This window comes from Kribbella sp. NBC_01510, from assembly GCF_045040325.1.
Lineage (GTDB): Bacteria > Actinomycetota > Actinomycetes > Propionibacteriales > Kribbellaceae > Kribbella.
In genome coordinates, this window is record NZ_CP109418.1 from 7,043,121 (window position 1) to 7,065,416 (window position 22,296).

General features: G+C 68.5%; 17 protein-coding genes. 12 read left to right on the plus strand and 5 right to left on the minus strand.

Annotated features, from left to right (window positions below):
* Positions 1 to 13: 13 nt before the first annotated feature.
* Positions 14 to 826 (plus strand): alpha/beta fold hydrolase, encoded by an 813-nt coding sequence (locus tag OG558_RS34810; protein WP_405066781.1) that lies wholly within the window; start codon positions 14 to 16, stop codon positions 824 to 826.
* A gap of 188 nt (positions 827 to 1,014) precedes the next feature.
* Here OG558_RS34810 and OG558_RS34815 read toward each other — a convergent pair whose 3' ends face one another.
* From OG558_RS34815 to OG558_RS34830, 4 genes are read right to left on the minus strand one after another with little or no spacing between them, the layout of a single operon-like run.
* A complete protein-coding gene (locus OG558_RS34815) occupies positions 1,015 to 3,096 on the minus strand; it encodes an ABC transporter ATP-binding protein (protein ID WP_405066782.1) in 2,082 nt (693 codons plus the stop codon).
* Positions 3,093 to 4,826 carry an ABC transporter ATP-binding protein gene (locus OG558_RS34820; protein ID WP_405066783.1) on the minus strand — a complete coding sequence of 578 codons (1,734 nt, stop codon included), beginning with the start codon at positions 4,824 to 4,826 and terminating at the stop codon, positions 3,093 to 3,095. Before OG558_RS34820 ends, OG558_RS34815 begins: the two co-directional genes overlap by 4 nt.
* Positions 4,826 to 5,497: a TetR/AcrR family transcriptional regulator gene (locus tag OG558_RS34825; protein ID WP_405066784.1), complete on the minus strand. Its 672-nt coding sequence runs from the start codon at positions 5,495 to 5,497 to the stop codon at positions 4,826 to 4,828. Before OG558_RS34825 ends, OG558_RS34820 begins: the two co-directional genes overlap by 1 nt.
* Before the next feature lie 42 nt (positions 5,498 to 5,539).
* The gene (locus OG558_RS34830) at positions 5,540 to 6,310 is read right to left on the minus strand and encodes a TetR/AcrR family transcriptional regulator (RefSeq protein ID WP_405066785.1); all 771 of its coding nucleotides are present in this window, start codon (positions 6,308 to 6,310) and stop codon (positions 5,540 to 5,542) included.
* A 171-nt stretch (positions 6,311 to 6,481) separates the two neighbouring features.
* Between OG558_RS34830 and OG558_RS34835 the strand changes: the two genes are divergently transcribed.
* The 10 genes from OG558_RS34835 to OG558_RS34880 all read left to right on the plus strand — a co-directional run bounded on the left by OG558_RS34835 (position 6,482) and on the right by OG558_RS34880 (position 20,675).
* Positions 6,482 to 8,368 carry an ABC transporter ATP-binding protein gene (locus OG558_RS34835; RefSeq protein WP_405072255.1) on the plus strand — a complete coding sequence of 629 codons (1,887 nt, stop codon included), beginning with the start codon at positions 6,482 to 6,484 and terminating at the stop codon, positions 8,366 to 8,368.
* A 90-nt stretch (positions 8,369 to 8,458) separates the two neighbouring features.
* Complete coding sequence (locus tag OG558_RS34840) at positions 8,459 to 11,296, plus strand: DEAD/DEAH box helicase (protein ID WP_405066786.1); 2,838 nt, start codon at positions 8,459 to 8,461, stop codon at positions 11,294 to 11,296.
* A 77-nt stretch (positions 11,297 to 11,373) separates the two neighbouring features.
* On the plus strand, positions 11,374 to 12,492 hold the full coding sequence (locus OG558_RS34845) for an SWIM zinc finger family protein (protein ID WP_405072257.1): 1,119 nt from the start codon (positions 11,374 to 11,376) through the stop codon (positions 12,490 to 12,492).
* A 169-nt stretch (positions 12,493 to 12,661) separates the two neighbouring features.
* Entirely contained in the window at positions 12,662 to 13,162 is a 501-nt protein-coding gene (locus tag OG558_RS34850) for a GNAT family N-acetyltransferase (protein ID WP_405066787.1), read from the plus strand.
* A 187-nt stretch (positions 13,163 to 13,349) separates the two neighbouring features.
* Positions 13,350 to 15,041, plus strand: a complete 1,692-nt coding sequence (locus OG558_RS34855) for an ABC transporter substrate-binding protein (protein ID WP_405066788.1) — start codon at positions 13,350 to 13,352, stop codon at positions 15,039 to 15,041.
* A 64-nt stretch (positions 15,042 to 15,105) separates the two neighbouring features.
* Complete coding sequence (locus tag OG558_RS34860; protein WP_405066789.1) at positions 15,106 to 16,059, plus strand: ABC transporter permease; 954 nt, start codon at positions 15,106 to 15,108, stop codon at positions 16,057 to 16,059.
* A complete protein-coding gene (locus OG558_RS34865) occupies positions 16,059 to 16,940 on the plus strand; it encodes an ABC transporter permease (protein WP_405066790.1) in 882 nt (293 codons plus the stop codon). Before OG558_RS34860 ends, OG558_RS34865 begins: the two co-directional genes overlap by 1 nt.
* Positions 16,937 to 17,929, plus strand: coding sequence for an ABC transporter ATP-binding protein (locus tag OG558_RS34870; RefSeq protein ID WP_329476986.1), 993 nt, complete (start codon positions 16,937 to 16,939; stop codon positions 17,927 to 17,929). The genes OG558_RS34865 and OG558_RS34870 overlap by 4 nt, the downstream gene beginning before the upstream one ends.
* Positions 17,929 to 18,921, plus strand: coding sequence for an ABC transporter ATP-binding protein (locus OG558_RS34875; protein WP_405066791.1), 993 nt, complete (start codon positions 17,929 to 17,931; stop codon positions 18,919 to 18,921). The genes OG558_RS34870 and OG558_RS34875 overlap by 1 nt, the downstream gene beginning before the upstream one ends.
* Entirely contained in the window at positions 18,918 to 20,675 is a 1,758-nt protein-coding gene (locus OG558_RS34880) for a gamma-glutamyltransferase family protein (RefSeq protein WP_405066792.1), read from the plus strand. The genes OG558_RS34875 and OG558_RS34880 overlap by 4 nt, the downstream gene beginning before the upstream one ends.
* Here OG558_RS34880 and OG558_RS34885 read toward each other — a convergent pair.
* On the minus strand, positions 20,657 to 21,334 hold the full coding sequence (locus OG558_RS34885; protein ID WP_405066793.1) for a GntR family transcriptional regulator: 678 nt from the start codon (positions 21,332 to 21,334) through the stop codon (positions 20,657 to 20,659). The two genes, OG558_RS34880 and OG558_RS34885, sit on opposite strands and share 19 nt — an antisense overlap.
* Before the next feature lie 91 nt (positions 21,335 to 21,425).
* Between OG558_RS34885 and OG558_RS34890 the strand changes: the two genes are divergently transcribed.
* Entirely contained in the window at positions 21,426 to 22,289 is an 864-nt protein-coding gene (locus tag OG558_RS34890; RefSeq protein ID WP_405066794.1) for a GNAT family N-acetyltransferase, read from the plus strand.
* Positions 22,290 to 22,296 lie beyond the last annotated feature (7 nt).

The window sequence follows — 22,296 nt, forward strand, 5'->3', positions numbered from 1 at the left end:
AGAGACTACGGGCATGTCTCATCACACGAAGGACTTCGTCGACGTTCCCGGTGGCTACCTCTACTACGAGCAGTGGGGACACGGTCCGGATGTCGTGCTGCTCAACGGGGGGCTGGCCGATCTGCGGATGTGGGATGCGACCGTCGAGTGGCTGGCCGAGCGGGCCCGGGTGACGACATGGGACTACCGCGACACGGGTCTGTCTGCACCGGCGTACGGAGCGTACGACGAGATCGGCGACCTGGCCGCTGTGCTCGATGCCCTGGGCGTCTCCCGGGCCGTTCTGATCGGCTCGTCCGAGGGTGGCCGGCGGGCGCTGGGCTTCGCGCACCGGCACCCGGAGCGGGTGACGCGCGCGTGTGCGGTCGCCGCGTCGTTCGGTGAGTTCCCCGATCCGACGCCCGAGGAATCCGCCGCCCGCGAGGTGATGCGGAGCCACTTCGCCGAGTGCGAGAAGGTCCTCGCGACCGACGGAATCCCGGCCGTCTCCGCACTCGACGTCGACGCGTGGTGTCCCGCCGCGCCCGCGAACGACCGACGCCGTCTGATCGGTCTGCAGATCGCCAACTCCCGAGTGCGCACCATGGACGTCTACCACGGCCTCGAACTCGACCCGCCGGTCAAGACCCGCTTCGCCGAGCTCGTGACTCCGATCTCTGTCCTTATCGGCGAACGCGACTTCCATGGCTCCCAACTCTGGGCCCGCCGCCTCGCCACCCAGGCTCCGAACGCCGACCTCACGGTGATCCCGAGTGCCGATCACATGCCGATGTTCTCCGCACCCGAGGAGTTCCAGCAGTTCATCACGCGCTCCCTGCCGCTGTGACGCGGTCCCCCGCCACCGCTTCTGCTGCGGCGCCCGAGCCGCCCGCCGAACCCAATGTGCTCAACCTGACCGGCTCGCGCGACCGCTACAGATCTTCGGAACATTCCGGTCAGATAGCGCACTTTTGTTTCCGGTAACCCGATCAAGATTCTCGAAGGGGACGCCTTGGGCGGCGTCCCCTTCCGGTGTTAGCGGCGGGCGGCGGGGGCGCCGACTGGGGTTGGGATGGCTGCGGCTTCCTCGTCGATGTCTACTACCGCGCCACTGAACTGGGCGTTGTAGAGGCGGGCGTACGCGCCGTCGGCAGCGAGCAGTTCCTGGTGGTTGCCCTGCTCGACGATCGAGCCGTCCTCCATCACGAGGATCAGGTCCGCGTCGCGGATCGTGGACAGGCGGTGGGCGATCACGAAGCTGGTCCGGTCGGACCGCAGCGCGGCCATCGCACGCTGGACCAGGACCTCGGTGCGGGTGTCGACCGAGCTCGTGGCCTCGTCCAGGATCAGCAGTTGCGGATCGGCCAGGAAGGCACGGGCGATGGTGAGGAGCTGCTTCTCACCGGCGCTGACGTTGCTGCCCTCCTCGTCGATCACCGTGTCGTACCCGTCGGGCAGGCTGTGCACGAACCGGTCGACGTACGTCGCCTTGGCCGCGGCCAGCATGTCGTCCTCGGTGGCCTCCAGATTGCCGTAGAGGATGTTGTCCCGGATGGTCCCGCCGAACAGCCAGGTGTCCTGCAGCACCATGCCGATCCGCGAGCGCAGGTCGTGGCGGGTCAGCTCGGTGATGTCCACGCCGTCGAGCGTGATCCGGCCGCCGTTCAGCTCGTAGAACCGCATGATGAGGTTGACCAGAGTGGTCTTGCCGGCTCCGGTCGGGCCGACGATCGCGACCGTCTGGCCGGGCTCCGCGACCAGGCTCAGATCGGTGAGCAGCGGCTTGTCCGGGTCGTACGAGAACGACACGTGTTCGAACTCGACCCGCCCACGCGCATCGGTGACCTTCTCCGGTGTCGCGTCGTCCGGCATCTGCTCCTTGGCGTCCAGCACCTCGAAGACCCGCTCGGCCGAGGCGACTCCGGACTGCAGCAGGTTGGCCATCGATGCCACCTGGGTCAGCGGCTGCGTGAACTGCCGCGAGTACTGGATGAAGGCCTGGACGTCGCCCAGCGACATCGTGCCGGAGGCGACCCGCAGACCGCCGAGGACCGCGATGATCACGTAGTTGACGTTCCCGATGAACATCATCAGCGGCATGATCAGCCCGGAGATGAACTGGGCGCCGAACGCGGCCTGGTACAGCTCCTCGTTCTTCTGCGCGAAACTCGCCTCGATCTCCTTCTGCCGGCCGAAGACCTTGACCAGCTCGTGCCCGGTGAACGCCTCCTCGATCTGGCCGTTCAGGGCGCCGGTATGACGCCACTGCGCGACGAACCGCACCTGCGAGCGTTTGGCGATCGCCGCGGTCAGGACCATCGAGATCGGGATCGTGATGAGCGCGATCAGCGCCAGCACCGGCGAGATCACGATCATCATCGTCACCACGCCGATCACCGTGAGCACGGACGTGAGCAACTGGCTCAGTGTCTGCTGCAAGCTGGTCGAGATGTTGTCGATGTCGTTGGTCACCCGGCTGAGCAGCTCACCGCGGGGCGCGCCGTCGAAGTAGCTCAGCGGCAGCCGGTTCAGCTTGGCCTCGACCTCGGACCGCAGGTCCAGGATCGTCCGCTGGACGACGCCGTTCAGGATGTAGCCCTGCATCCAGGACAGGAAGAACGCGCCGACGTACAGCGCCAGCACCCCCAGCAGGACGTTGCGCAGGGCATCGAAGTCGATGCCGACGCCCGGGATCAGATCGATCCCGCCCAGCAGATCCGCGAGCCGTCCGTTGCCGGCCGCCCGGGTCTGCTCGATCACCTGCTCCTTGCTCATGCCGCTCGGGAACTGCTTGCCGATCGCGCCGGAGAAGATGATGTCGGTCGCGCGGCCGAGGATCTTCGGCCCGAGCACCGACAGCGTGACGCTGCTGATAGCGAGCACGATCACCGTACTCACCTGCAGCATCCGCGGCCGCAGCCGGCCGAGCAGCCGCTTCGCCGACGGCATGAAGTTCAGGGACTTGTCGCCCGGGATCCCACCGGGCGGGCCGAACGCGCGGCCGGTGGTCGGCCGCTCGGTCGCCTTCACGGTCTTCGGCGTACCGCCGGCCTCGCCGTTCACCGACGGAGCCTGGCCGTTGGGAGAGGCCGGCGGTGTCTGGTTCTCCTCGCTCATGCCGCCTCCTCCGCGGATTGCTGGGACTCGACGATCTCGACGTACGTCGGACACGTCTCGAGCAACTCGTCATGCGTGCCGTTGCCGACGATCGCGCCGTCCTCGATGACGAGGATCTGGTCGGCGTCGATGATCGTGGACACCCGTTGCGCGACGACCACCACACAGGCGTTCGCCGTGATCGGCCGCAAGGCCGCCCGCAGCCGGGCGTCGGTGGCCAGGTCGAGCGCCGAGAACGAGTCGTCGAACAGGTAGATCTCCGGCTTGCGGACTAGCGCCCGCGCGATCGCGAGCCGCTGCCGCTGACCTCCGGACACGTTCGTCCCGCCCTGCGAGATGGGTGCGTTCAGCCCCTCGGCCATCGCCTCGACGAAGTCCCTGCCCTGGGCAATCTCCAGGGCCTCCCAGAGCTCCTCGTCGGTCGCGTCCGGGTTGCCGTAGCGCAGGTTGCTGGCGACCGTCCCGGAGAACAGGTACGGCCGTTGCGGCACCAGCCCGATCCGCTCCCAGAGCGCCTCCGGCTCGATGTCGCGTACGTCGATACCGTCCACGAGCACCCGCCCGCCGGTCGCGTCGAACAGCCGCGGCACCAGCGAGAGCAGCGTCGTCTTGCCGGCCCCGGTGCTGCCGATGATCGCGGTCGTCTGGCCCGGCGACGCGACGAAGCTGATGTCGCGCAGGACCGGCTCCGCCGCTCCGGGGTACTGGAACGAGGCGTCCTCGAAGACCAGCTGCCCACGCCCGGTGAAGGTCGTGATCGGGGTGACCGGCGGCTTGACCGAGGAATCGGTGTCCAGCACCTCGGTGATCCGGTCCGCGCAGACCGAGGCCCGCGGCACCATGATCATCACGAACACGCCCATCATCACCGAGAACAGGATCTGGATCAGGTAGCTCAGGAAGGCGGTCAGCGCGCCGACCTGGATAGTCCCGTCCTCGACCCGGGAGGCGCCGAACCACAGCACGGCGATGCTCGACACGTTCAGGATCAGCATCACCACCGGGAAGACCAGCGCCATCAGCCGGCCGGCCCGGATGGCCGTGTCGGTCAGCTTCGCGTTGGCCTCGCCGAAGCGCTCGACCTCGTGCGGCTCCCGGACGAAGGCCCGGACCACCCGGATGCCGGTGATCTGCTCGCGCAGCACCCGGTTCACCCCGTCGATGTTCTTCTGCATCTTCCGGAACTGCGGGACCATCCGGCTGGCGATGAACCCGACCGACACCGCCAGCAACGGTACGGCGACCGCCACCAGCCAGGACAGCCCGATGTCCTGGCGGACCGCCATGAAGATGCCGCCGATCATGGTGATCGGCGCCGCGACCAGCATCGTGCAGCCCATCACCACCAGCATCTGGATCTGGGTGACATCGTTCGTGCTGCGCGAGATCAGCGTCGGCGCGCCGAACTGGTTCACCTCGCGGGCGGAGAACTCGCCGACCCGGTGGAAGACCGCGGCACGGACGTCGCGCCCGAACAACGCTGCCGTCTTGGCGCCGAAGTACACCGCGATGATCGTGCAGGTGATCTGCAGCAGGCTGACGGCGAGCATCCAGAGGCCGATGCGCATGATGTACGCGGTGTCACCCTTGGACACGCCGTTGTCGATGATGTCGGCGTTCAGTTTGGGTAAGTAGAGGGAGGCGATCGTCCCGATCAGCTGCAGGACGACCACCAGGGACAGGTTTCCCGCGTACGGACGCAGGCGCGCACGCAAGATGCGAAGTAACATCAATCTTCCCCAGAGTCGTGATGGCGGCCACCGTCGAGCGCGAACTCGGCGATGTCCTCGGTGGCCAAGGGCTGACCTGTGGTGTGCTTGCGAAGGCCGTCGAACGCGAAGTCGACGATCTCCTCGGCGGTCAGCACGACGCCGCCGGAAATCATTGGGTGGGTGGCCGAGAAGGTGATCAGCCCGATCCGCCGGACCACCTCTTCGGGCGAGTAACGCAGCTGGTCCTGGTCCGGCCGGAGCAGGTCGGCGAACGCGGCGTTGGCCAGGTCGGACTGCCGCTTGCGGCGCGCCTCGTCCATCGGCGTGGTGTGTTTCCACTCCGGCGGCCGGCGCATCCGGAGCGCGAACATCAGCTTGAACACGCCGCGCAGCCGCTTCTGGCCGATGTCGACCGCGGCGATGGTCCGCTCCCGCAGCGGCAGCGAGCGGTCCACCCGCTCCAGCGCCCGGATCAGGTCGGTGGTGTCGAACGCGGTCGCCATCGCAGTCTCGACGAGCGCGTCCTTACTGCCGAAGGCCCGGAAGATGGTGCCCTCGGCGATCCCGGCCGCCTCGGCGATCTGCTTGGTGCTGACGTCCGGACCGAACTCCTCGAGCAGCGGCAGCGCGGCCTCGATGATGGCGGCGCGCCGTTCCTCGGGAGGTAGTGGAGTCGCTCGTGGTGTCACAGGTTCGAGGGTAACTGAGTGAGTACTCACTCACAACCTCGTTCACCCTTTTGGCGCAGACCGGTTCTCCAGCAGCGTGGAAACGCCGTCCAGGAGCCGTTCGAGACCAAACTCGAACGCGTGATCGGAGTCGTACGGCGCGTCGAACTCATTCCCGACCGTGGTCCCGACCCGGGATGCGAGCGGGAACTTCTTGGTGTCACTGATCCGGTCCAGGTGCGGCACGTGCGCCAACCACCATTCACGGTCGGTGATCCCCGACCGTTGGATCACCTGGCGCGCCTCGACCGCCGTACGCACGGCGCCGTGCACGTAACCGTTGACCAGGGCGACGGTCGCGTCCATCTCGAGATCGGTCAGGCCGATCCCCTCGACCGCGGTCAGCTCGTACTCGTACTTGGCCATCACGTTGGGACCGAGCGGCGGGCGGCTGACGGCGACGTGGAGCATCCACGGATGCCGGAGGTACAGCTCCCGGTTCGCCCGCGCGACCTCATCGAGCCTGGCTCGCCAGTCCCCCGGTACGTCGCGGCGCGGCAGCTCGCCGTACGCGGTGTCGAGCATGACGTCGAGCAGCTCGCCCTTGCCGGGGAAGTAGCGGTACAGCGTCATCGCGCCGGCACCGACCTCGTCGGCGACCCGGCGCATCGACATCGCGGTCATGCCCTCCGCGTCGGCGACCCGCAGGGCGGCCTCGACGATCTGGTCGGCCGTCAGCGCCGGCTTGGGCCCGCGGGTCGGCTGCGGCCGGCGGCGCCACAGCAACTCGAGGCTCTTCGCCGGGTCGCCGCTGCCGCTGTACTCCTGGTTCATGTGCGGGAGTCTCTCGGATTGGCTATAGTCGTGCGGTTACTTCGTACAGCGTACTCAGTTAGGTATTCAGTTGACCTCAAGCATTGTCGAGGTCCTACGGTCGGGAACTGTCGGTGGTCTCCGGAATCATCGGCTGTCCCGATCGACCGGAAGCGGAGCACAACCGTGAGCATGGAGATGACCGCGTGGAACTCGCTGTACCACGCGATGCACGCCCAGGACGACAAACGCCCGTTCTCGCGGGCCACCCTCAAACGCATCCTGGCGTTCGCACGGCCGCATCGGCGGCAGCTGATCTGGTTCCTGGTGCTCAGCATCGGCGCGGCCGTCCTCGCGGTCGCCACACCGGTGCTGGCCGGCCGCGTGGTCGACGCGATCGTGGGTGGCAAGGCGTTCAGCGTCGTACTGAAGCTGGCTGTGCTGATCGCTGTCATCGCCATCGCCGAGGCGGGGATCAGCATGCTCACGCGTTGGTTGTCGGCGGGGATCGGTGAGGGGCTGATCCTGGATCTGCGGACGGCCGTGTTCGACCACATCCAGCGGATGCCGATCGCGTTCTTCACCCGGACCCGGACCGGCGCGCTGGTCTCCCGGCTGAACAACGACGTGATCGGGGCGCAGCGGGCGTTCAGCGACACACTGTCCGGCGTGGTCAGCAACGTGGTGATGCTCGTGCTGACCCTGGTGGTGATGCTCGGGGTGTCGTGGCAGATCACTGTGCTCGCGCTGATCCTCCTGCCGATCTTCGTCGTACCGGCCCGCCGGATCGGCGCCAGGCTGGCGGGCCTGCAGCGGGAGGCGGCCAACTACAACGCGACCATGAGTACGCAGATGACCGAGCGGTTCTCGGCGCCGGGTGCGACGTTGGTCAAGCTGTTCGGGCGGCCGGCGCGGGAGTCCGCGGAGTTCGCGGTCCGGGCCCGGCGGGTGCGCGACATCGGGGTGCGGACCGCGATGGTGCAGTGGATCTTCGTGACTGCGCTGACGCTGGTGTCCGCGCTGGCGCTCGCCGTGGTCTACGGGTTGGGCGGGTTCTACGCGTTGCGTGGACAGCTCGACGCCGGTGCCGTGGTGTCGATGGCGTTGCTGCTGACGCGGCTGTACTCGCCGCTGACTGCGCTGGCGAGTGCGCGGCTCGAGGTGATGACCGCGCTGGTCAGCTTCGAGCGCGTCTTCGAGGTGCTGGATCTGGAGCCGCTGATCAAGGACAAGCCGGACGCGGGGCGCGTGCCGGACGGACCGGTGTCGGTGGAGTTCGCGGGGGTCCGCTTCGCGTACCCGTCGGCGGACAAGGTCTCCCTCGCGTCGCTCGAAGAGGTCGCCAAGCTCGACACGCGGGGTGGTGTCGAGGTGCTGCACGACATGTCGTTCCGCGCCGAGCCGGGGCAGATGATCGCGCTCGTCGGGTCGTCCGGCGCCGGGAAGTCGACGATCGCGCAGCTCATTCCGCGCTTGTACGACGTCGACTCGGGCGCCGTGAAGCTCGCCGGGATGGACGTCCGTGACGTGTCGGCGGAGTCGCTGCGGGACACGCTCGGCATGGTCACGCAGGACGGTCACCTCTTCCACGACAGCATCCGGGAGAACCTGCTGCTCGCCCGCCCCGAGGCAACCGAAGACGACCTGTGGGATGCGATCTCTCGGGCGCGGCTCGGTGAATTGATCCGGTCGCTGCCGGACCAGTTGGACACGGTGGTCGGCGAGCGCGGCTATCGCCTGTCAGGCGGTGAGCGCCAGCGCCTCACGATCGCCCGGCTGCTCCTCGCCCAGCCACGCGTCGTCATCCTGGACGAGGCGACCGCCGCCCTGGACTCCACCAACGAGGCTGCTGTCCAAGCTGCTCTGACGGAGGCCCTCGCCGGTCGTACGGCGGTCGTCATCGCGCACCGCCTGTCCACGATCCGCGCCGCCGACCAGATCCTCGTGATCGAGTCGGGCCGCATCGTCGAGCAGGGCACCCACTCTGCCCTCCTCGCCGCCGGCGGCCGCTACGAAGAGCTTTACCGAACCCAATTCGACCAGCCCGGCACAGGGAACGCGGAGGTAGTCACGGTCTGAGGCACGGGTGTGGATGTCGTTGGGTTCTGTTTTCGGTAGGAGGGCGTCGGGTTGGTGGGTACGGGGCAGGAGCTGGCTGGGTGTGCAGTGGTGTTCAGGCCGGCGGATCCGCCGCGGGAGAGCCGCGTCGCGTTCTGGGATCCCGAGGGTGGGCCACTCCCCCTCGGCGTCGGTGAACAGACCGAGCTCGACCTGATCGTCGACGCGGCTCCACGCACCGTCCGCGCGATCGAACTCCCGGTCGCCGACGCCGTCCCACTCCTCGGCCGTGCCCGCCAGGCAGCCGGCTCCCACCCGTCGGCAGCCTTCTGGGGAGCCGCAGCCCTGGCCGCGCTTCAACTGGTTGCCCGAGGCAAACTCCTACCCGGCCTCTCCCCCGCCGGCCACGACGCCTGGCGGGTCGGCCCACTCGACGCCGACGACGTCACCCGAGTCCTCACCCTCGCCGAAGCAATGCCCCCGACCGCCCGCGCCCTCCCCCTCCTCACGCTCCAGAACCCGACCACCGGCTCGGCCTCGCCCCAGGACCCGCGTTTCGGCTCACTCTCGGGTGACGCTCCGACTCCGTCCGGCGCCCTCCCGGGATCGGGTGTTGGGGTACGGCTGCCTGTGGCGGAGGAGTTGTTGCGGGAGTTTCTTGATGCGGTGGCGGATGGGATGCCTCGGTCGCCGGCGGCTGCGAAGGCCCACAAGGTGGGGCTGTTCGCGGGGGTCGCGCCGCAGCGGGCTGAGCGGTTGCGGTCGTGGGCTGATGAGGTGTCGGTGGGGCTCGACACCGGGGTGCGGATCTCGTTGCGGATCGAGATGGCCGAGTCGCCGGCTTTCAGCGCTGTGGTGCAGTTGCACAGCCTGAAGGATCCGACCTTGGTTCGGGATGCGTACGACGTCTGGGCCGAGGACGTCGCCGGGTTCGGACCACGGGCCCGGATCGACGCCACGCTGGCGATTCGCCGGGCGGCCCGCGTGTGGACGCCACTCTGTCGGTTGCTGGATTCCGCCGTACCGGATCGGATGGAGTTGGCGGATGAGGACGTCGCTGAGCTGTTGGCTGAAACGGCGCAGCGGTTGGCGGCGGCCGGGGTAGATCTGCATTGGCCGCGGAGTCTCGGGCGGGCGCTCACGGCGCGGGCGGCGATCACCTCGGCGGATGGACCGCCGAGCGACCTGCCTGGCTTCTTCGGCGGTGGGGCGACGCTCGACTTCAGCTGGCAGGTTGCTCTTGGCAATGACCCGCTGACCGAGGCGGAGCTGGATCAGCTCGCGGAGGCGACCCGCCCGGTGGTTCGGCTGCGGGACCAGTGGATGCTGATCGATCCCGACCTGGCCCGGAAGGCCCGCGAGCGGATCCTCAAGCCGGTCACGGCGATCGACGCGCTCGGTGTCGCACTGACCGGCAGCACCGAGATCGACGGCCGCCAGATCACGGTCACCCCGACCGCCTGGCTGGACGACCTGCGTGCCCGCATCGCCGATCCCGACCGGGTCGACGAACCGATCGACGCGCCCGCCGGCCTGCACGCCACCTTGCGCGACTACCAACTGCGCGGCCTGCGGTGGCTGGCCCGGATGACCTCGCTCGGTCTGGGCGGTTGCCTGGCCGACGACATGGGCCTCGGCAAGACGATCACCCTCATCTCGCTCCACCTCCACCGCCGGCAGTCACCCGGCACCGCAGGCCCCACACTCGTCGTCTGCCCGGCGTCTCTGCTGGGCAACTGGGAGCGTGAGATCCAGCGGTTCGCTCCCGGTACGCCGGTACGGCGCTTCCACGGTTCGTCGCGGTCACTCGACGACGCACGGGAGGGCTTCGTGCTGACGACGTACGGCACGTTGCGGCGGGACGCCGTACGACTGGCTGAACATCGGTGGGGACTGGTCGTCGCCGATGAGGCTCAGCACGTGAAGAACCCGTCGTCCAGTACGGCGAAGGCGCTGCGGACCGTGCCGTCGCGGGCGCGGGTGGCGTTGACCGGCACTCCGGTGGAGAACAACCTGTCCGAGTTGTGGGCGATCCTCGACTGGACGACGCCTGGGTTGCTCGGCCGGCTCGGGACGTTCCGGAGCCAGTGGGCCACGCCGATCGAGGCGGACAAGGACGAGGAGGTCGCGGCGCGGCTCGCGAAGCTGGTGCGGCCGTTCCTGCTGCGACGGCGCAAGTCCGATCCCGGCATCGCGCCTGAGCTGCCGCCGAAGACCGAGACCGATCAGCCGGTGTCGCTCACCCGCGAGCAAGTGGTCCTCTACGAAGCGACCGTCCGCGAGCTGATGGCGGAAGTGCAGGCGAGCGATCGGATGGCCCGGCGCGGTCTGATCGTGAAGCTGCTGACCGGGCTGAAGCAGATTTGCAATCACCCGGCGCAGTACTTGAAGGAGCCCGCCGACGCACGGCTGAACGGCCGCTCCGGCAAGCTCGAACTCCTCGACGAACTGCTCGAGACGATCCTCGCCGAAGACGGTGCCGTCCTCGTCTTCACGCAGTACGTCGCTATGGCGCGACTGCTCGAGCGCCACCTGTCCGATCGTGGCATCGGCACGCAACTCCTGCACGGTGGGACGCCCGTGGCGAAGCGGGAGGAGATGGTCGAACGGTTCCAGGCCGGTGAGGTGCCGGTGTTCCTGCTGTCGCTGAAGGCGGCCGGGACGGGACTCAACCTCACTCGCGCCGATCACGTCGTGCACTACGACCGGTGGTGGAATCCAGCGGTCGAGGACCAGGCGACCGACCGTGCGTACCGGATCGGGCAGACCCGCCCGGTGCAGGTCCACCGATTAATTGCCGAAGGCACCATCGAGGACCGGATCGCGACGATGCTGACCACCAAACGCGAGCTGGCCGACGCAGTCCTCGCCACCGGCGAGGCCGCCCTCACCGAACTCTCCGACACTGACCTCGCCAACCTGGTCGAACTCCGCGGAGGTGGCCGATGAGTGATGCGCGGGGGTTTGGGCCGTTCGGAGCTCAGCGGCGGAGTACTCGGGGGCGGTCCTGGTGGGCTCGGGCCTGGGTGCAGGCGTTGGAGGATACGTCGCTGGATTCGGATCAGCTGCGGAAGGGGCGGCGGTACGCGAACTCGGGGCAGGTTGGAGCGATCACGATCAGTCCGGGGCGGATCGCGGCGCTGGTCGACTCGCCCGACGACACCTACGAGGCCGTCGTTCAGATCGATCCGCTGAGCGAGGACGCGTGGCGGAGGTTCCTGGATGAGGTGGCCGCCCGTGCCGGGCACATTGCCGCCTTGCTCGACGGTGACATGCCGCACGATCTGGTTGAGGCTGCGGCCGATGCCGGCGTGGCGCTCTTGCCCGCCATTGGTGACCTCGACCCGACCTGTACTTGTGACGGCTGGGAGCTGCCCTGCCAGCACGCCGCCGCGCTCTGCTATCAGGTCGCCTGGCTGCTCGACGACGACCCGTTCATCCTCCTGCTGCTCCGCGGCCGATCCCGCGAAGACATCCTCGACGAGCTCCAAGCCAGAAGCTCAAGTGCCACCGCGCCAGAAGCGGCCGAGCCAGGCGCATCCCCGCAGGACGTACTCGCGGCGCCGCTACGCGAGCTGCCTGACCTGCCAGATCTGCCGGGGAAGGTGACAGCCGACGAGTTGGCCATCAGTGGGATCGAGGCCCCGCCCGGCTTCACACCGGCGACCCTTTCGCTGCTGGTCCTCGATGCGTCCCGCCGGGCCCGGGCAATCCTCAGCGCACTCCTGCGCGGTACGCCGGAGCCACAGCCACTCGACGAATGGTCAGACGCCGTCCGGCTTGCCGCTGACTTCCCCGAGCTGACCACGCCGCTGACCGAGGCGACCGGCCGGCCCGAAGCGCTTGCCCTCGGCATCAAAGCCTGGCGGTACGGCGGCGCACCCGGCCTGGACGTGCTCGAACACACCTGGACGCCCGACCCGACCGACATCGCCCGGGCGCGGACCGAACTGCTGGCCGCCGACGACGAGCTCACGCTGCAGGCCAACCACAACCGCCTCACCCTCGGCAACACCGTCCAGCTCCGCCTGGATCACCACGCCCGCTGGCATCCGTACGCCCTGATCGACGATCGCTGGACTCCAACCGCACCCGCGACCACCGATCCACTCACGGCGCTGGCCGACGACACGGCCGACCGGTAATTGCCGTGCGACGACGCCGGCGACCTGAGTAAGATCGCGGCAACTTCGGAGGATCGAGGAGGTGAGTTGATGACCGCGCCAACCGGCGCTGCCGTCCGTCCGGCAGCCGGTCCGATCAGTCAACTCACCGTGGGTTCTGCCTGAACCCCTCGCCCGAAAGGGATTTCCGTTGTCTTTCACCTGGAACACCCGTGTCGAGACTCCAGCCGACGTCGACATCATCCGCGACATCACTCTGCGCGCCTTCGGTCGCCAGTTCGAGGTCGACTTCCTCGATGCCCACCGCGCCGACCCGATCGCCTGGCTTCCCGGGTTGTTGATCGTCGCGACCACCCCCGACGACAAGCCCGTCGCCTACTCGCTGCTGACCCGCTGCCACATCGGCGGCATCCCGGTCCTGTCACTGGGGCCGGTCGCCGTGCTTCCGGCGTACCAGAAACAAGGTGCCGGGAGCGCTTCGGTCACGGCAGCCCTCGCCACTGCGCGTGATCGTGGTGAGCAGAGCGTTGTCGTGCTCGGTCATGCGGACTACTACCCGCGATTCGGGTTCCGGCAGGCGACCGAGTTCGGCGTCCATCACCCGCAGTACGACGGGCCGAACCTGATGGCGCTCGCGCTCGACGGGCACGCCGTACCGGCCGGCGATCTGACCTACCCGGTCACGACCTGACCCGCGCCCGGGGCCGTCGGAGGCCGTGCGGAAGCCTCCGGCGGCCCGGGCGGCGGTCGGCGTTGAACGTTCGGCAAGCTGTACGGCGGGAACTCGTAAAAGGTTCAGTCAAACTCGCCGAATCACTTGCGCATGTGCCTTGTATACATGAAACAGTCGTCGAGACCGCCTACCCAGGAGTTCCGCCATGACTCGTCGACTTCCGTTCGCACTGAACCGCTCCAGCTGGAGCAACCGCCGCCGTGCGGTGGCCGGAGCCGTGGCGGGGGTGATCGCGCTGGCGCTCACCGGGACCGCCTGCTCCCCTGTCGAACCCGCCGGCAACGACACGAGCGGCGCGAGCCAATCGCCGACCGGGCAGGACGTGTTCGGCGACCCGGCCGATGCGGCACAGGTGAAGCAGGGCGGCACGCTCACGGTCGCGCTGTCCGCCGACCCGGACAAGCTCGACCCGACGCTGTCGCGCAGCCTGTACTCGCGGTATGTCTTCCACACCATGTGCGAGAAGCTCTACGACCTCGGCCCGGATGCGAAGATCGTGCCGCAACTGGCGACCGCGCTGCCGACGGTCTCGGCGGACGGTCTGAGCCTGACCATCCCGCTGAAGCAGGGCGTGAAGTTCGCCGACGGCGGCACGCTCGACTCGAACGCGGTGAAGATCTCGATCAACCGCGGTCTGACGCTGGCCGGTTCCGGCCGGAAGAGCGAGCTCGGCCCGATCACCTCGGTCGAGACCCCGGACCCGAACACCGTGGTGATCAAGCTGTCGAAGCCGTTCGCCCCGCTCACCGCCGCGCTGGCCGACCGGGCCGGCATGGTGCTCAGCCCGGCCGCGGTCGCCAAGCTCGGCGCGAACTTCTCCACCGCGCCGGTCTGCGTCGGCCCGTTCAAGTTCGCCAGCCGGGTCGCGCAGAACTCCATCAAGGTGGTGAAGGATCCGCTGTACTACGACGCCGCCAAGGTGCACCTGGACGCGATCGAGTACCGGATCATCACCGACTCGAGCATCCGCTCGGCCAACCTGAAGTCCGGTGACGCGCAGGTCGCGGACTCGCTGTCGACGCAGGACGCGCCGTCGCTGCAGAAGGACAGCAGCATGACCGTGCTGCAGTCGCAGTCGCTCGGGTACCAGGGCCTGACCATCAACATCGCGAACGCGAACGGCATCGGCAACCCGCTCAAGCAGCTCGATACCCCGATCGCGAAGGACCCGCGGGTCCGCCAGGCACTCGACCTGTCGATCGACCGCGCGGCCCTGGTGAAGTCGATCTTCAACGGCCTGAGCACGGTCGCCTGCTCGCCGATCTCGCCGAAGAGCGAGTTCACCTCCGACGCCGCGCAGGTCTGCCCGGCCCACGACACCGCGAAGGCGAAGCAACTGCTCGCGGATGCCGGCGTGACGACGCCGTACAAGGTCACGATGATCACCTCGAACAACCCCGACAGTCTGCGGCTCGCGCAGGCGCTGCAGGCGATGGTGAAGGAGGGTGGATTCGACCTGGTGATCAAGCCGGTCGAGTACGCCGCGTTGCTCGACCAGCAGGACCGCGGTGACTTCGAGCTCCTGCAGCTCGGGTGGTCCGGGCGGGTCGACCCCGACGCGAACACCTACAACTTCGTCGGCACCACCGGCAGCCAGAACGTGGCCGGCTACAGCAGCCCCGAGGTCGACAAGCTCCTCACCGACGCCCGTCAGAACACCGACACGGCACAACGGATCAAGCTGTACGGCGACGTCGTCACGAAGCTGCAGCAGGACGACCCGCTGATCTACATGTACCGCCAGCGCAACCTCACCGGCGTCAGCAAGAAGCTCCTCGGCATCCAGGTCTACCCGGACGGCGTGATCCGGACAGCCTTCGCAGGCTTCGCGAAGTGAGCGCTTCCTCCGGTTCGCCCGCCTTCGGCGGGCGGATGACGACGAGCGAGAGGAGGTGGGGTTCGTGCGACGGTATCTGCTCAACCGGTTGTGGCAGTCGGTCGTGACGTTGATCCTGGCAACGATCGTCGTGTTCACCGGCGTCCGCGCGCTGCCGGGTGACCCGGCGCTCGCGCTCGCCGGTGAGGACCGGGATCCGGAGTCGCTGCGGGCGATCCGGCAGCAGTACGGGCTGGACAAGTCGGAGCTGGTGCAGTTCTGGCAGTTCGTCAGCCATGCGGTCCGGGGCGATCTGGGGCAGTCGATCCGGACCGGCGAGCCGGTCCGGACGATGATCGTGAGCGCGTTGCCGGTGACGATCGAGCTCTCGGTGCTGGCCATCCTGGTGGCGAGTGTGATCGGCGTCGGCGCCGGCGTAGTGGCCGCCGTACGCCGGGGCGGCCCGGCCGAATGGGCGGCCAACGCGCTCGCGCTGCTCGGCCTGTCGGTGCCCAACTTCTGGCTCGGGCTGATGGCGATCCTCTACCTGTCCGTTGCCTTGGGCCTCTTTCCGGCGTCCGGCTTCGTACCGTTCTTCAGCAACCCGGCCGACAATCTGCACCACCTGATCCTGCCCGCGCTGATCCTCGGCACCGGCCTGGCCGCGGTGATCATGCGCCAGACCCGATCGTCGATGCTCGACGCGCTGAGCGCCGACTACATCCGTACCGCCGAAGCGAAGGGGCTCGCGCCCCGCGCGGTGATCGGCCGTCATGCGCTCCGCAACAGCCTGATCGTCGTCGTCACGATCGTCGGCCTCCAGCTCGGCGCGCTCATCTCCGGCGCCGTCGTCACAGAGCGGATCTTCGCGCTCCCTGGCTTCGGCAAGCTCACCGTCGACGCCGTCTTCCAGCGCGACTATCCGGTCATCCAGGCCGTCGTCCTCGTCACGGCGACGGCGTACATCGTCATCAATCTGCTGGTCGACCTGCTCTATTCGGTGATCGACCCGCGGATCCGCGTTCGAGGTGATGTGTGATGGCCGTCGCCGAAACCCTCACCGCCAGCCCGTCACTGCGCAGCAACCGCAGCAAAGTCGTACGCCGGATGCTCCGCAATCCGCTCGCGATCACCGGACTCGTCGTCCTCTGCATCGCGATCATCCTCGCCGTGTTCGCCCCCTGGCTCGCACCGCACGAGCCGACCCAGACCCATCTCGACAATGCCTTCGCGCCACCCGGGACGGCCGGCTACCTCCTCGGCACCGACGACCTCGGCCGCGATGTGCTCTCCCGGATCATGTTCGGGCTCCGAGCGTCCCTGCACGTCGCGCTGCTCGCGGTCGCCACCTCACTCGTGATCGGCGTACCGCTGGGTCTGATGGCCGGTTACTTCCGTAGGATCGACGCGCTGATCTCGCGGTTCACCGACCTCGTCCTCGCGTTCCCGTTCCTGATCCTGGCGGTCGGGCTGGCGGCGATCCGCGGCGCGAGTCTCGGCAACGCGGCGATCGCGATCGGTATCGCCCAGATCCCGGGCGTGATCCGGATCGTCCGGTCCGAGACGCTGCGGCTGAAGTCGCTCGACTTCGTCGCGGCCGCGATCGTCGAGGGCGCCGGCGATCCGTGGGTGCTCGGCCGGCACATCTTGCCGAACGCGGCCTCGGTGATCATCGTCCAGGCGACCGTCGCGCTGCCGGCGGCGATCCTCGGCGAAGCGGTGCTGTCGTTCCTCGGGCTCGGCATCCAGCCGCCGGCGCCGAGCCTGGGCACGATGCTGTCCGACGCGCAGCAGTTCGCGTCGCGGGCGCCGTGGGCCGCGGTGATGCCCGGCCTCGCGATCATGCTGCTGACGCTGGCGTTCAACATCGTCGGCGACAGCCTCCGTGACGCGCTCGACCCGAAAGCGAGCCGCCGATGACTGTATCGACGAATGGGCATGTCCTCGAAGTCAGCAATCTGTCCGTCACCTTCCGGACCGAGGACGGCCTGCTGTCAGCCGTCGACCGGGTCAGCCTGGAGGTCGGTGACGGTGAAGTGCTCGCCGTGGTCGGCGAGTCCGGCTGCGGCAAGAGCGTCACCGCGATGAGCCTGGCCGGCCTGCTCCCCCGGACCGCGACCGTCGACGGCTCGGTCAAGCTCGACGGCGTCGAACTGATCGGCGCCGGCAAACGCACGCTCCGGTCGATCCGCGGCCGCGAGGTGGCGTACATCTTCCAGGAGCCGATGACCTCGCTGAACCCGGTCTTCACCGTCGGCCACCAGATCGGCGAAGTCCTCCGCACCCACGTCGGCGTCAGCCGCCAGGCCGCCCGGGATCGCTCGATCGAACTCCTCAAGCTCGTCGGGATCCCGTCCGCCGAGCGCCGGGTCAGCGACTACCCGCACCAACTCTCCGGCGGGATGCGCCAGCGCGTGATGATCGCGATGGCGGTCGCCTGCGATCCCAAGGTCCTGATCGCCGACGAGCCGACCACGGCCCTCGACGTCACGATCCAGGCCGGCATCCTCGACGTACTGCGTGGACTCCGCGAACGACTCGGCACCAGCATCGTCCTGATCACCCACGACCTCGGCGTGGTCGCGGACCTCGCCGACCGGGTGGCTGTCATGTACGCCGGACGCGTCGTCGAGACAGCCGAGGTGCACGACCTGTTCGCGAATCCGCAGCACCCGTACACAACCGGCCTCCTCGGCGCATCACCGGCTGCCGGCCGCCATGCCGAGACGCATCGCCTCAACGAGATCCCAGGCCTGGTGCCCGTGCTCGAGGAACAACCCGACGCCTGCACCTTCGCCGACCGCTGCCCGCGGGCACTCGACACCTGTACGACGTCCCAGCCAGAACTGACCGGTGGTCCGCACCGCGTCGCGTGCTGGAATCCAGTCAGAGAACCAGTGGAGGTCTGATGGAGACCACAGCCCTCGCCCTGGAAGTCGAAGATCTGGTCATGCATTTCGGGCCGGTTCGGGCGGTCGACGGTGTGACGCTGCGGATCCGTCAAGGGTCTGTCGTCGCACTGGTCGGCGAGAGCGGCTCCGGCAAGTCGACGGTCGGCCGGTGCATCGTCAGACTGCTCGAACCGAGCGGTGGGACCGTCAGACTCGCCGATGCCGACATCACGCACCTCAACCGCCGACAGCTCCGACCGCACCGACGAGACGTATCCATCGTGTTCCAGGACCCGGCCGGCTCGCTCGACCCGCGGCTCTCGGTCGGAGACATTGTCGGCGAACCGCTCCGGCTCATGCGCCGCAAAGACATCCCGGCCAAGGTCGCAGAGGCACTACGCCGCGTCGGACTCCGGCCTGAGGTTGCACAGCGCTCACCACACGAGTTGTCCGGCGGTCAGCGCCAGCGAGTCAGCATCGCCCGTGCACTGATCTCTGAGCCGCGGCTACTCGTCGCGGACGAGCCGACGAGCGCACTGGACGTCTCAGTCCAGGCAGCAGTGCTCAATCTGCTCGCGGACCTCCAACGCGACCTGGGCTTCGCGTGCCTGTTCATCACCCACGACCTCTCCGCCGTCGAGTACCTCGCCGACGAGGTCGCAGTGATGTATCTGGGCCAGTTGGTCGAGCAAGGCCCACGATCCCGCATCTTCGGCGCGCCTGCTCACCCCTATACCCAGGCACTCCTGTCGGCGGCGCCCGTACCCGACCCGACCGAGCAGCGGGCGCGCAAGCCGGTCCTGCTCGGTGACGACCTGCCCTCCGCGATCGATCCGCCGTCCGGGTGCCGCTTCCACACCAGATGCCCGGTCGCGATCGACACATGCCGGACAGTCGTGCCGGAGTCGCGGGTAATCGGAGAAGGTGGACACCAGGTGGCTTGTCACCTCGTGAACGACGACGGCACCGGACCAGACGTACGCAGAGTCGAAGAAGGAGTTACTCGATGAGGTTCACCACCCGGCCCACCTTGCGCGGCACGTTCGGGATGGTCTCGTCCACGCACTGGCTGGCGTCGCAGTCGGCGATGCGGATCCTCGAGCTCGGCGGCAACGCGTTCGACGCGGGCGCCGCCGCCGGGTTCGTGCTGCACGTGGTCGAGCCGCATCTCAACGGACCCGGTGGTGAGGTGCCGGCGATCATCGCGACCGCTGACGACCCCACACCGCGGGTGCTGAGCGGCCAGGGCGTCGCTCCGGCCGGTGCGACGATCGAGCACTATCGCTCACTCGGTCTGACGCTTGTCCCCGGTTCAGGACCGCTCGCGGCCACAGTGCCTGGAGCTGTCGACGCATGGCTGCTCCTGCTGCGTGATCACGGCACGCTGCCGTTGCGCGTCGTACTGGAGCCTGCTGTCGACTATGCGCGCAACGGTCACCCACTGGTGCCGCGGGTCGGTGACACGGTCAACACTGTGCGGGACCTGTTCGAGGACCACTGGCCGACGTCAGCCGCGCTGTGGCTGAAGGACGGGCGTCCGCCGACCGGCATGTTCCGCAACGAGGCGTACGCCGCAACCCTCGAGAAGCTCGTGACCGAGGGCGAGGCGGCCGGCGCGGACCGGCAGGCGCAGATCGAGCAGGCGCGGAAGACCTGGCGGGAAGGGTTCGTCGCGGAGGCGGTCGACGCGTTCTCTCGGCTGCCGCATCGCGACTCCAGTGGTGCGGACCATGGCGGCCTGATTACCGGCGAAGACATGGCTGCCTTCCAGGCGAGCTGGGAGGAGCCGGCCACGCTCGACTGGAACGGCTACACCGTCGCCAAGACCGGGCCATGGGGCCAGGGACCGGGTCTGCTGCAGTCGCTCGCCGTACTGGCCGAGTTGGGCGACGTCGACCTGGACAGTGCCGAGGGTGTCCACACGACGGTCGAGGTGATGAAGCTGTCGTACGCGGACCGCGAGGCCTGGTACGGCGACGACGCCGACGTACCGCTGAAGACGCTGCTCTCCCCCGCGTACGCCGCCGAGCGCGCGAAGCTGATCGGCCCGGACGCGAGCCTCGAGCTCCGGCCCGGTCGCCCGGACGGCCGTCAGCCCATCCTGCCCTCGATTGCCGTCGGCAACGATCAGGGCGACGCGACCACGGGAGAGCCGACCGTTTCGTCCGTCGGTGAGACGCGTGGCGACACCTGTCATGTCGACGTGATCGACCGGTGGGGCAACATCATCTCCGCGACGCCGAGTGGCGGCTGGTTGCAGTCGTCGCCGACGATCCCGGAGCTCGGCTTCTGCCTCGGGAGCCGGGCGCAGATGTTCTGGCTCGAGGAAGGACTGCCGGCCTCGCTCGCGCCTGGCAGGCGTCCGCGCACCACTCTCACGCCGACGTTGGTCCTGCGCGACGGCCGGCCGGTGATGGCCTGCGGCTCGCCCGGTGGCGACCAGCAGGACCAGTGGCAGCTGCTCTTCCTGCTGCGTCATCTCGGCCAGGGGATGGATCTGCAGGAGGCGATCGACGCGCCGGCCTGGCACACCACGGGCTTCCCGTCGTCGTTCTACCCGCGCGCGACCGAGCCGGGTGGTCTGGTGATGGAGAGCCGACTCGGCACCGCCGTACGCGATGAGCTGGTACGACGCGGGCACGCCGTCACCGAGACCGATGCGTGGAGCCTCGGCCGGTTGTGCGCCGTACGCAAGGAACCTGACGGTGTGCTGGCGGCCGCGGCCAACCCGCGCGGGATGCAGGGCTACGCGGTCGGACGCTGAGTCAGCGCGGCCTTGGCGGCGGCTTCCACGTGTTCGCGCGCCGCTGTGGTCGCGGCCGCCGGGTCGCGGGCTTCGATCGCCTCGACCAGGCGGATGTGTTCCTCCCACGAGTGCGGTGCGCGCTGGGCGGCGCCGACGCGGAAGACCCAGTGCACGTGGTGATACATCGCGGCGGAGATCGAGAGCAGCCAGCGGTTGCCGCTGACCTCGATCACCCCGCGATGGAACGCGCTGTTCAGCTCGGCGACCAGGTCGAAGTCCTTCGCATCGGTCGCCGAGCTCGCCTGATCGAGCAGACGGCGCAAGTGCGCCATGTCGTTCGCCGTCGCCCGCTCGGCCGCGAGTCCGGCGGCGAGAGTCTCCAGCTGCTCGCGTACGGCGAACAGGTCGCGAACCGCGGTGTCGTCGAGCGTCGCCACCACCGCACCGCGACGGGGCAGGATCTGGACGAAGCCTTCGGCCTCCACCACGCGCAACGCCTCGCGCACCGGATTGCGGGACACTCCGAAGTCGTCCGCGAGCCGGGTCTCGGTCAACCGCTCGCCCTGCGCGTAATCACCGTCGACGATCCGCCGGCGCAATTCCGCGAGTACCTGCTCGCGTAAAGCGACATGGTCGGCACCGATCGTGCGCACCTGGCCCCCACTCGGCTGCTCCACCCCAGGCTCCTCTCCCCGCTTCGCTTCGCGCCACGCTAGCCGATCGATCAGGCGTCGGCACGTGATCCCGGCGCGGGGTTATCTTGTCGGCTTGAGCATCAGACTGACTCCACTGACGGATCCCGACTACCGGCCGTTCAGCCGCCGGATCGCCTGGCTCGCCGCGGACGCCGACGGCAACCCGATCGGGTCCGCGTTCCTCCGGCTCAACAGCCGCGAGAGCCAAGCCCACCTGGCCGAGCTGCAGCTCAACGTCCACCCGGCCGAACGCCGCCGCGGTGTCGGTTCCCGGCTGCTCGAAGCGGTCGTCAACGCCGCCCAGGACCACGAGGTCCACACGCTGCTCGCAGACGCGACCGCCGGCTCCCCCGCCGATCAATTCCTCCAGCACCACGGCTTCGCGATCGGCCTGACGCTCGTCTACGCGCGTCTCCGGTTGGACGATGCGACTCCCGCCGTACCGGATGTTCCGGGCTATCACCTGATCTCGTGGCGAGGCGTCGTACCGGACGAGTTGGCGCAGACGTTCACGGACGCGCGGACCGGGATGAACGACGCGCCCTCCGGAGACATCGCGTACGGCGAGGATCCGTGGGACGTCGAGCGGACGCGGTACGCCGCTCGGGTCATCGAGGAACGCGGTGACCAGCTGACCACGGTGGCCGCCGTGGACGACGCCACCGGCGCGATCGCCGGCTTCACCGAACTCGTCGTACCGGGTGACGGCAAGGGCGACGCCCAGCACTACGGCACCGCCGTACTCCCCGCACACCGAGGCCACGGCCTGGCCCTGTGGATGAAGGCCGAGCAGATCCTCCAGACCCGCATCCACTTCCCCGACCTCGACGCCCTCCTCACCGACACCGTCGATACGAACACCCCGATGCGCCGCACCAACACCCACCTCGGCTACAAACCCACCGGAGCCGTCCACCGCCGCACCCTGGACTTGTAACAGTCGG

Bases quoted from the DNA above. Each gene is read 5' to 3' on its own strand.
- OG558_RS34875 (WP_405066791.1), top strand. From the start codon at position 17,929: ATGGAGACCACAGCCCTCGCCCTGGAAGTCGAAGATCTGGTCATGCAT.
- OG558_RS34880 (WP_405066792.1), top strand. From the start codon at position 18,918: ATGAGGTTCACCACCCGGCCCACCTTGCGCGGCACGTTCGGGATGGTC.
- OG558_RS34865 (WP_405066790.1), top strand. From the start codon at position 16,059: ATGGCCGTCGCCGAAACCCTCACCGCCAGCCCGTCACTGCGCAGCAAC.
- OG558_RS34835 (WP_405072255.1), top strand. From the start codon at position 6,482: ATGGAGATGACCGCGTGGAACTCGCTGTACCACGCGATGCACGCCCAG.
- OG558_RS34815 (WP_405066782.1), bottom strand. From the start codon at position 3,096: ATGAGCGAGGAGAACCAGACACCGCCGGCCTCTCCCAACGGCCAGGCT.
- OG558_RS34830 (WP_405066785.1), bottom strand. From the start codon at position 6,310: ATGAACCAGGAGTACAGCGGCAGCGGCGACCCGGCGAAGAGCCTCGAG.
- OG558_RS34810 (WP_405066781.1), top strand. From the start codon at position 14: ATGTCTCATCACACGAAGGACTTCGTCGACGTTCCCGGTGGCTACCTC.
- OG558_RS34820 (WP_405066783.1), bottom strand. From the start codon at position 4,826: ATGTTACTTCGCATCTTGCGTGCGCGCCTGCGTCCGTACGCGGGAAAC.
- OG558_RS34870 (WP_329476986.1), top strand. From the start codon at position 16,937: ATGACTGTATCGACGAATGGGCATGTCCTCGAAGTCAGCAATCTGTCC.
- OG558_RS34855 (WP_405066788.1), top strand. From the start codon at position 13,350: ATGACTCGTCGACTTCCGTTCGCACTGAACCGCTCCAGCTGGAGCAAC.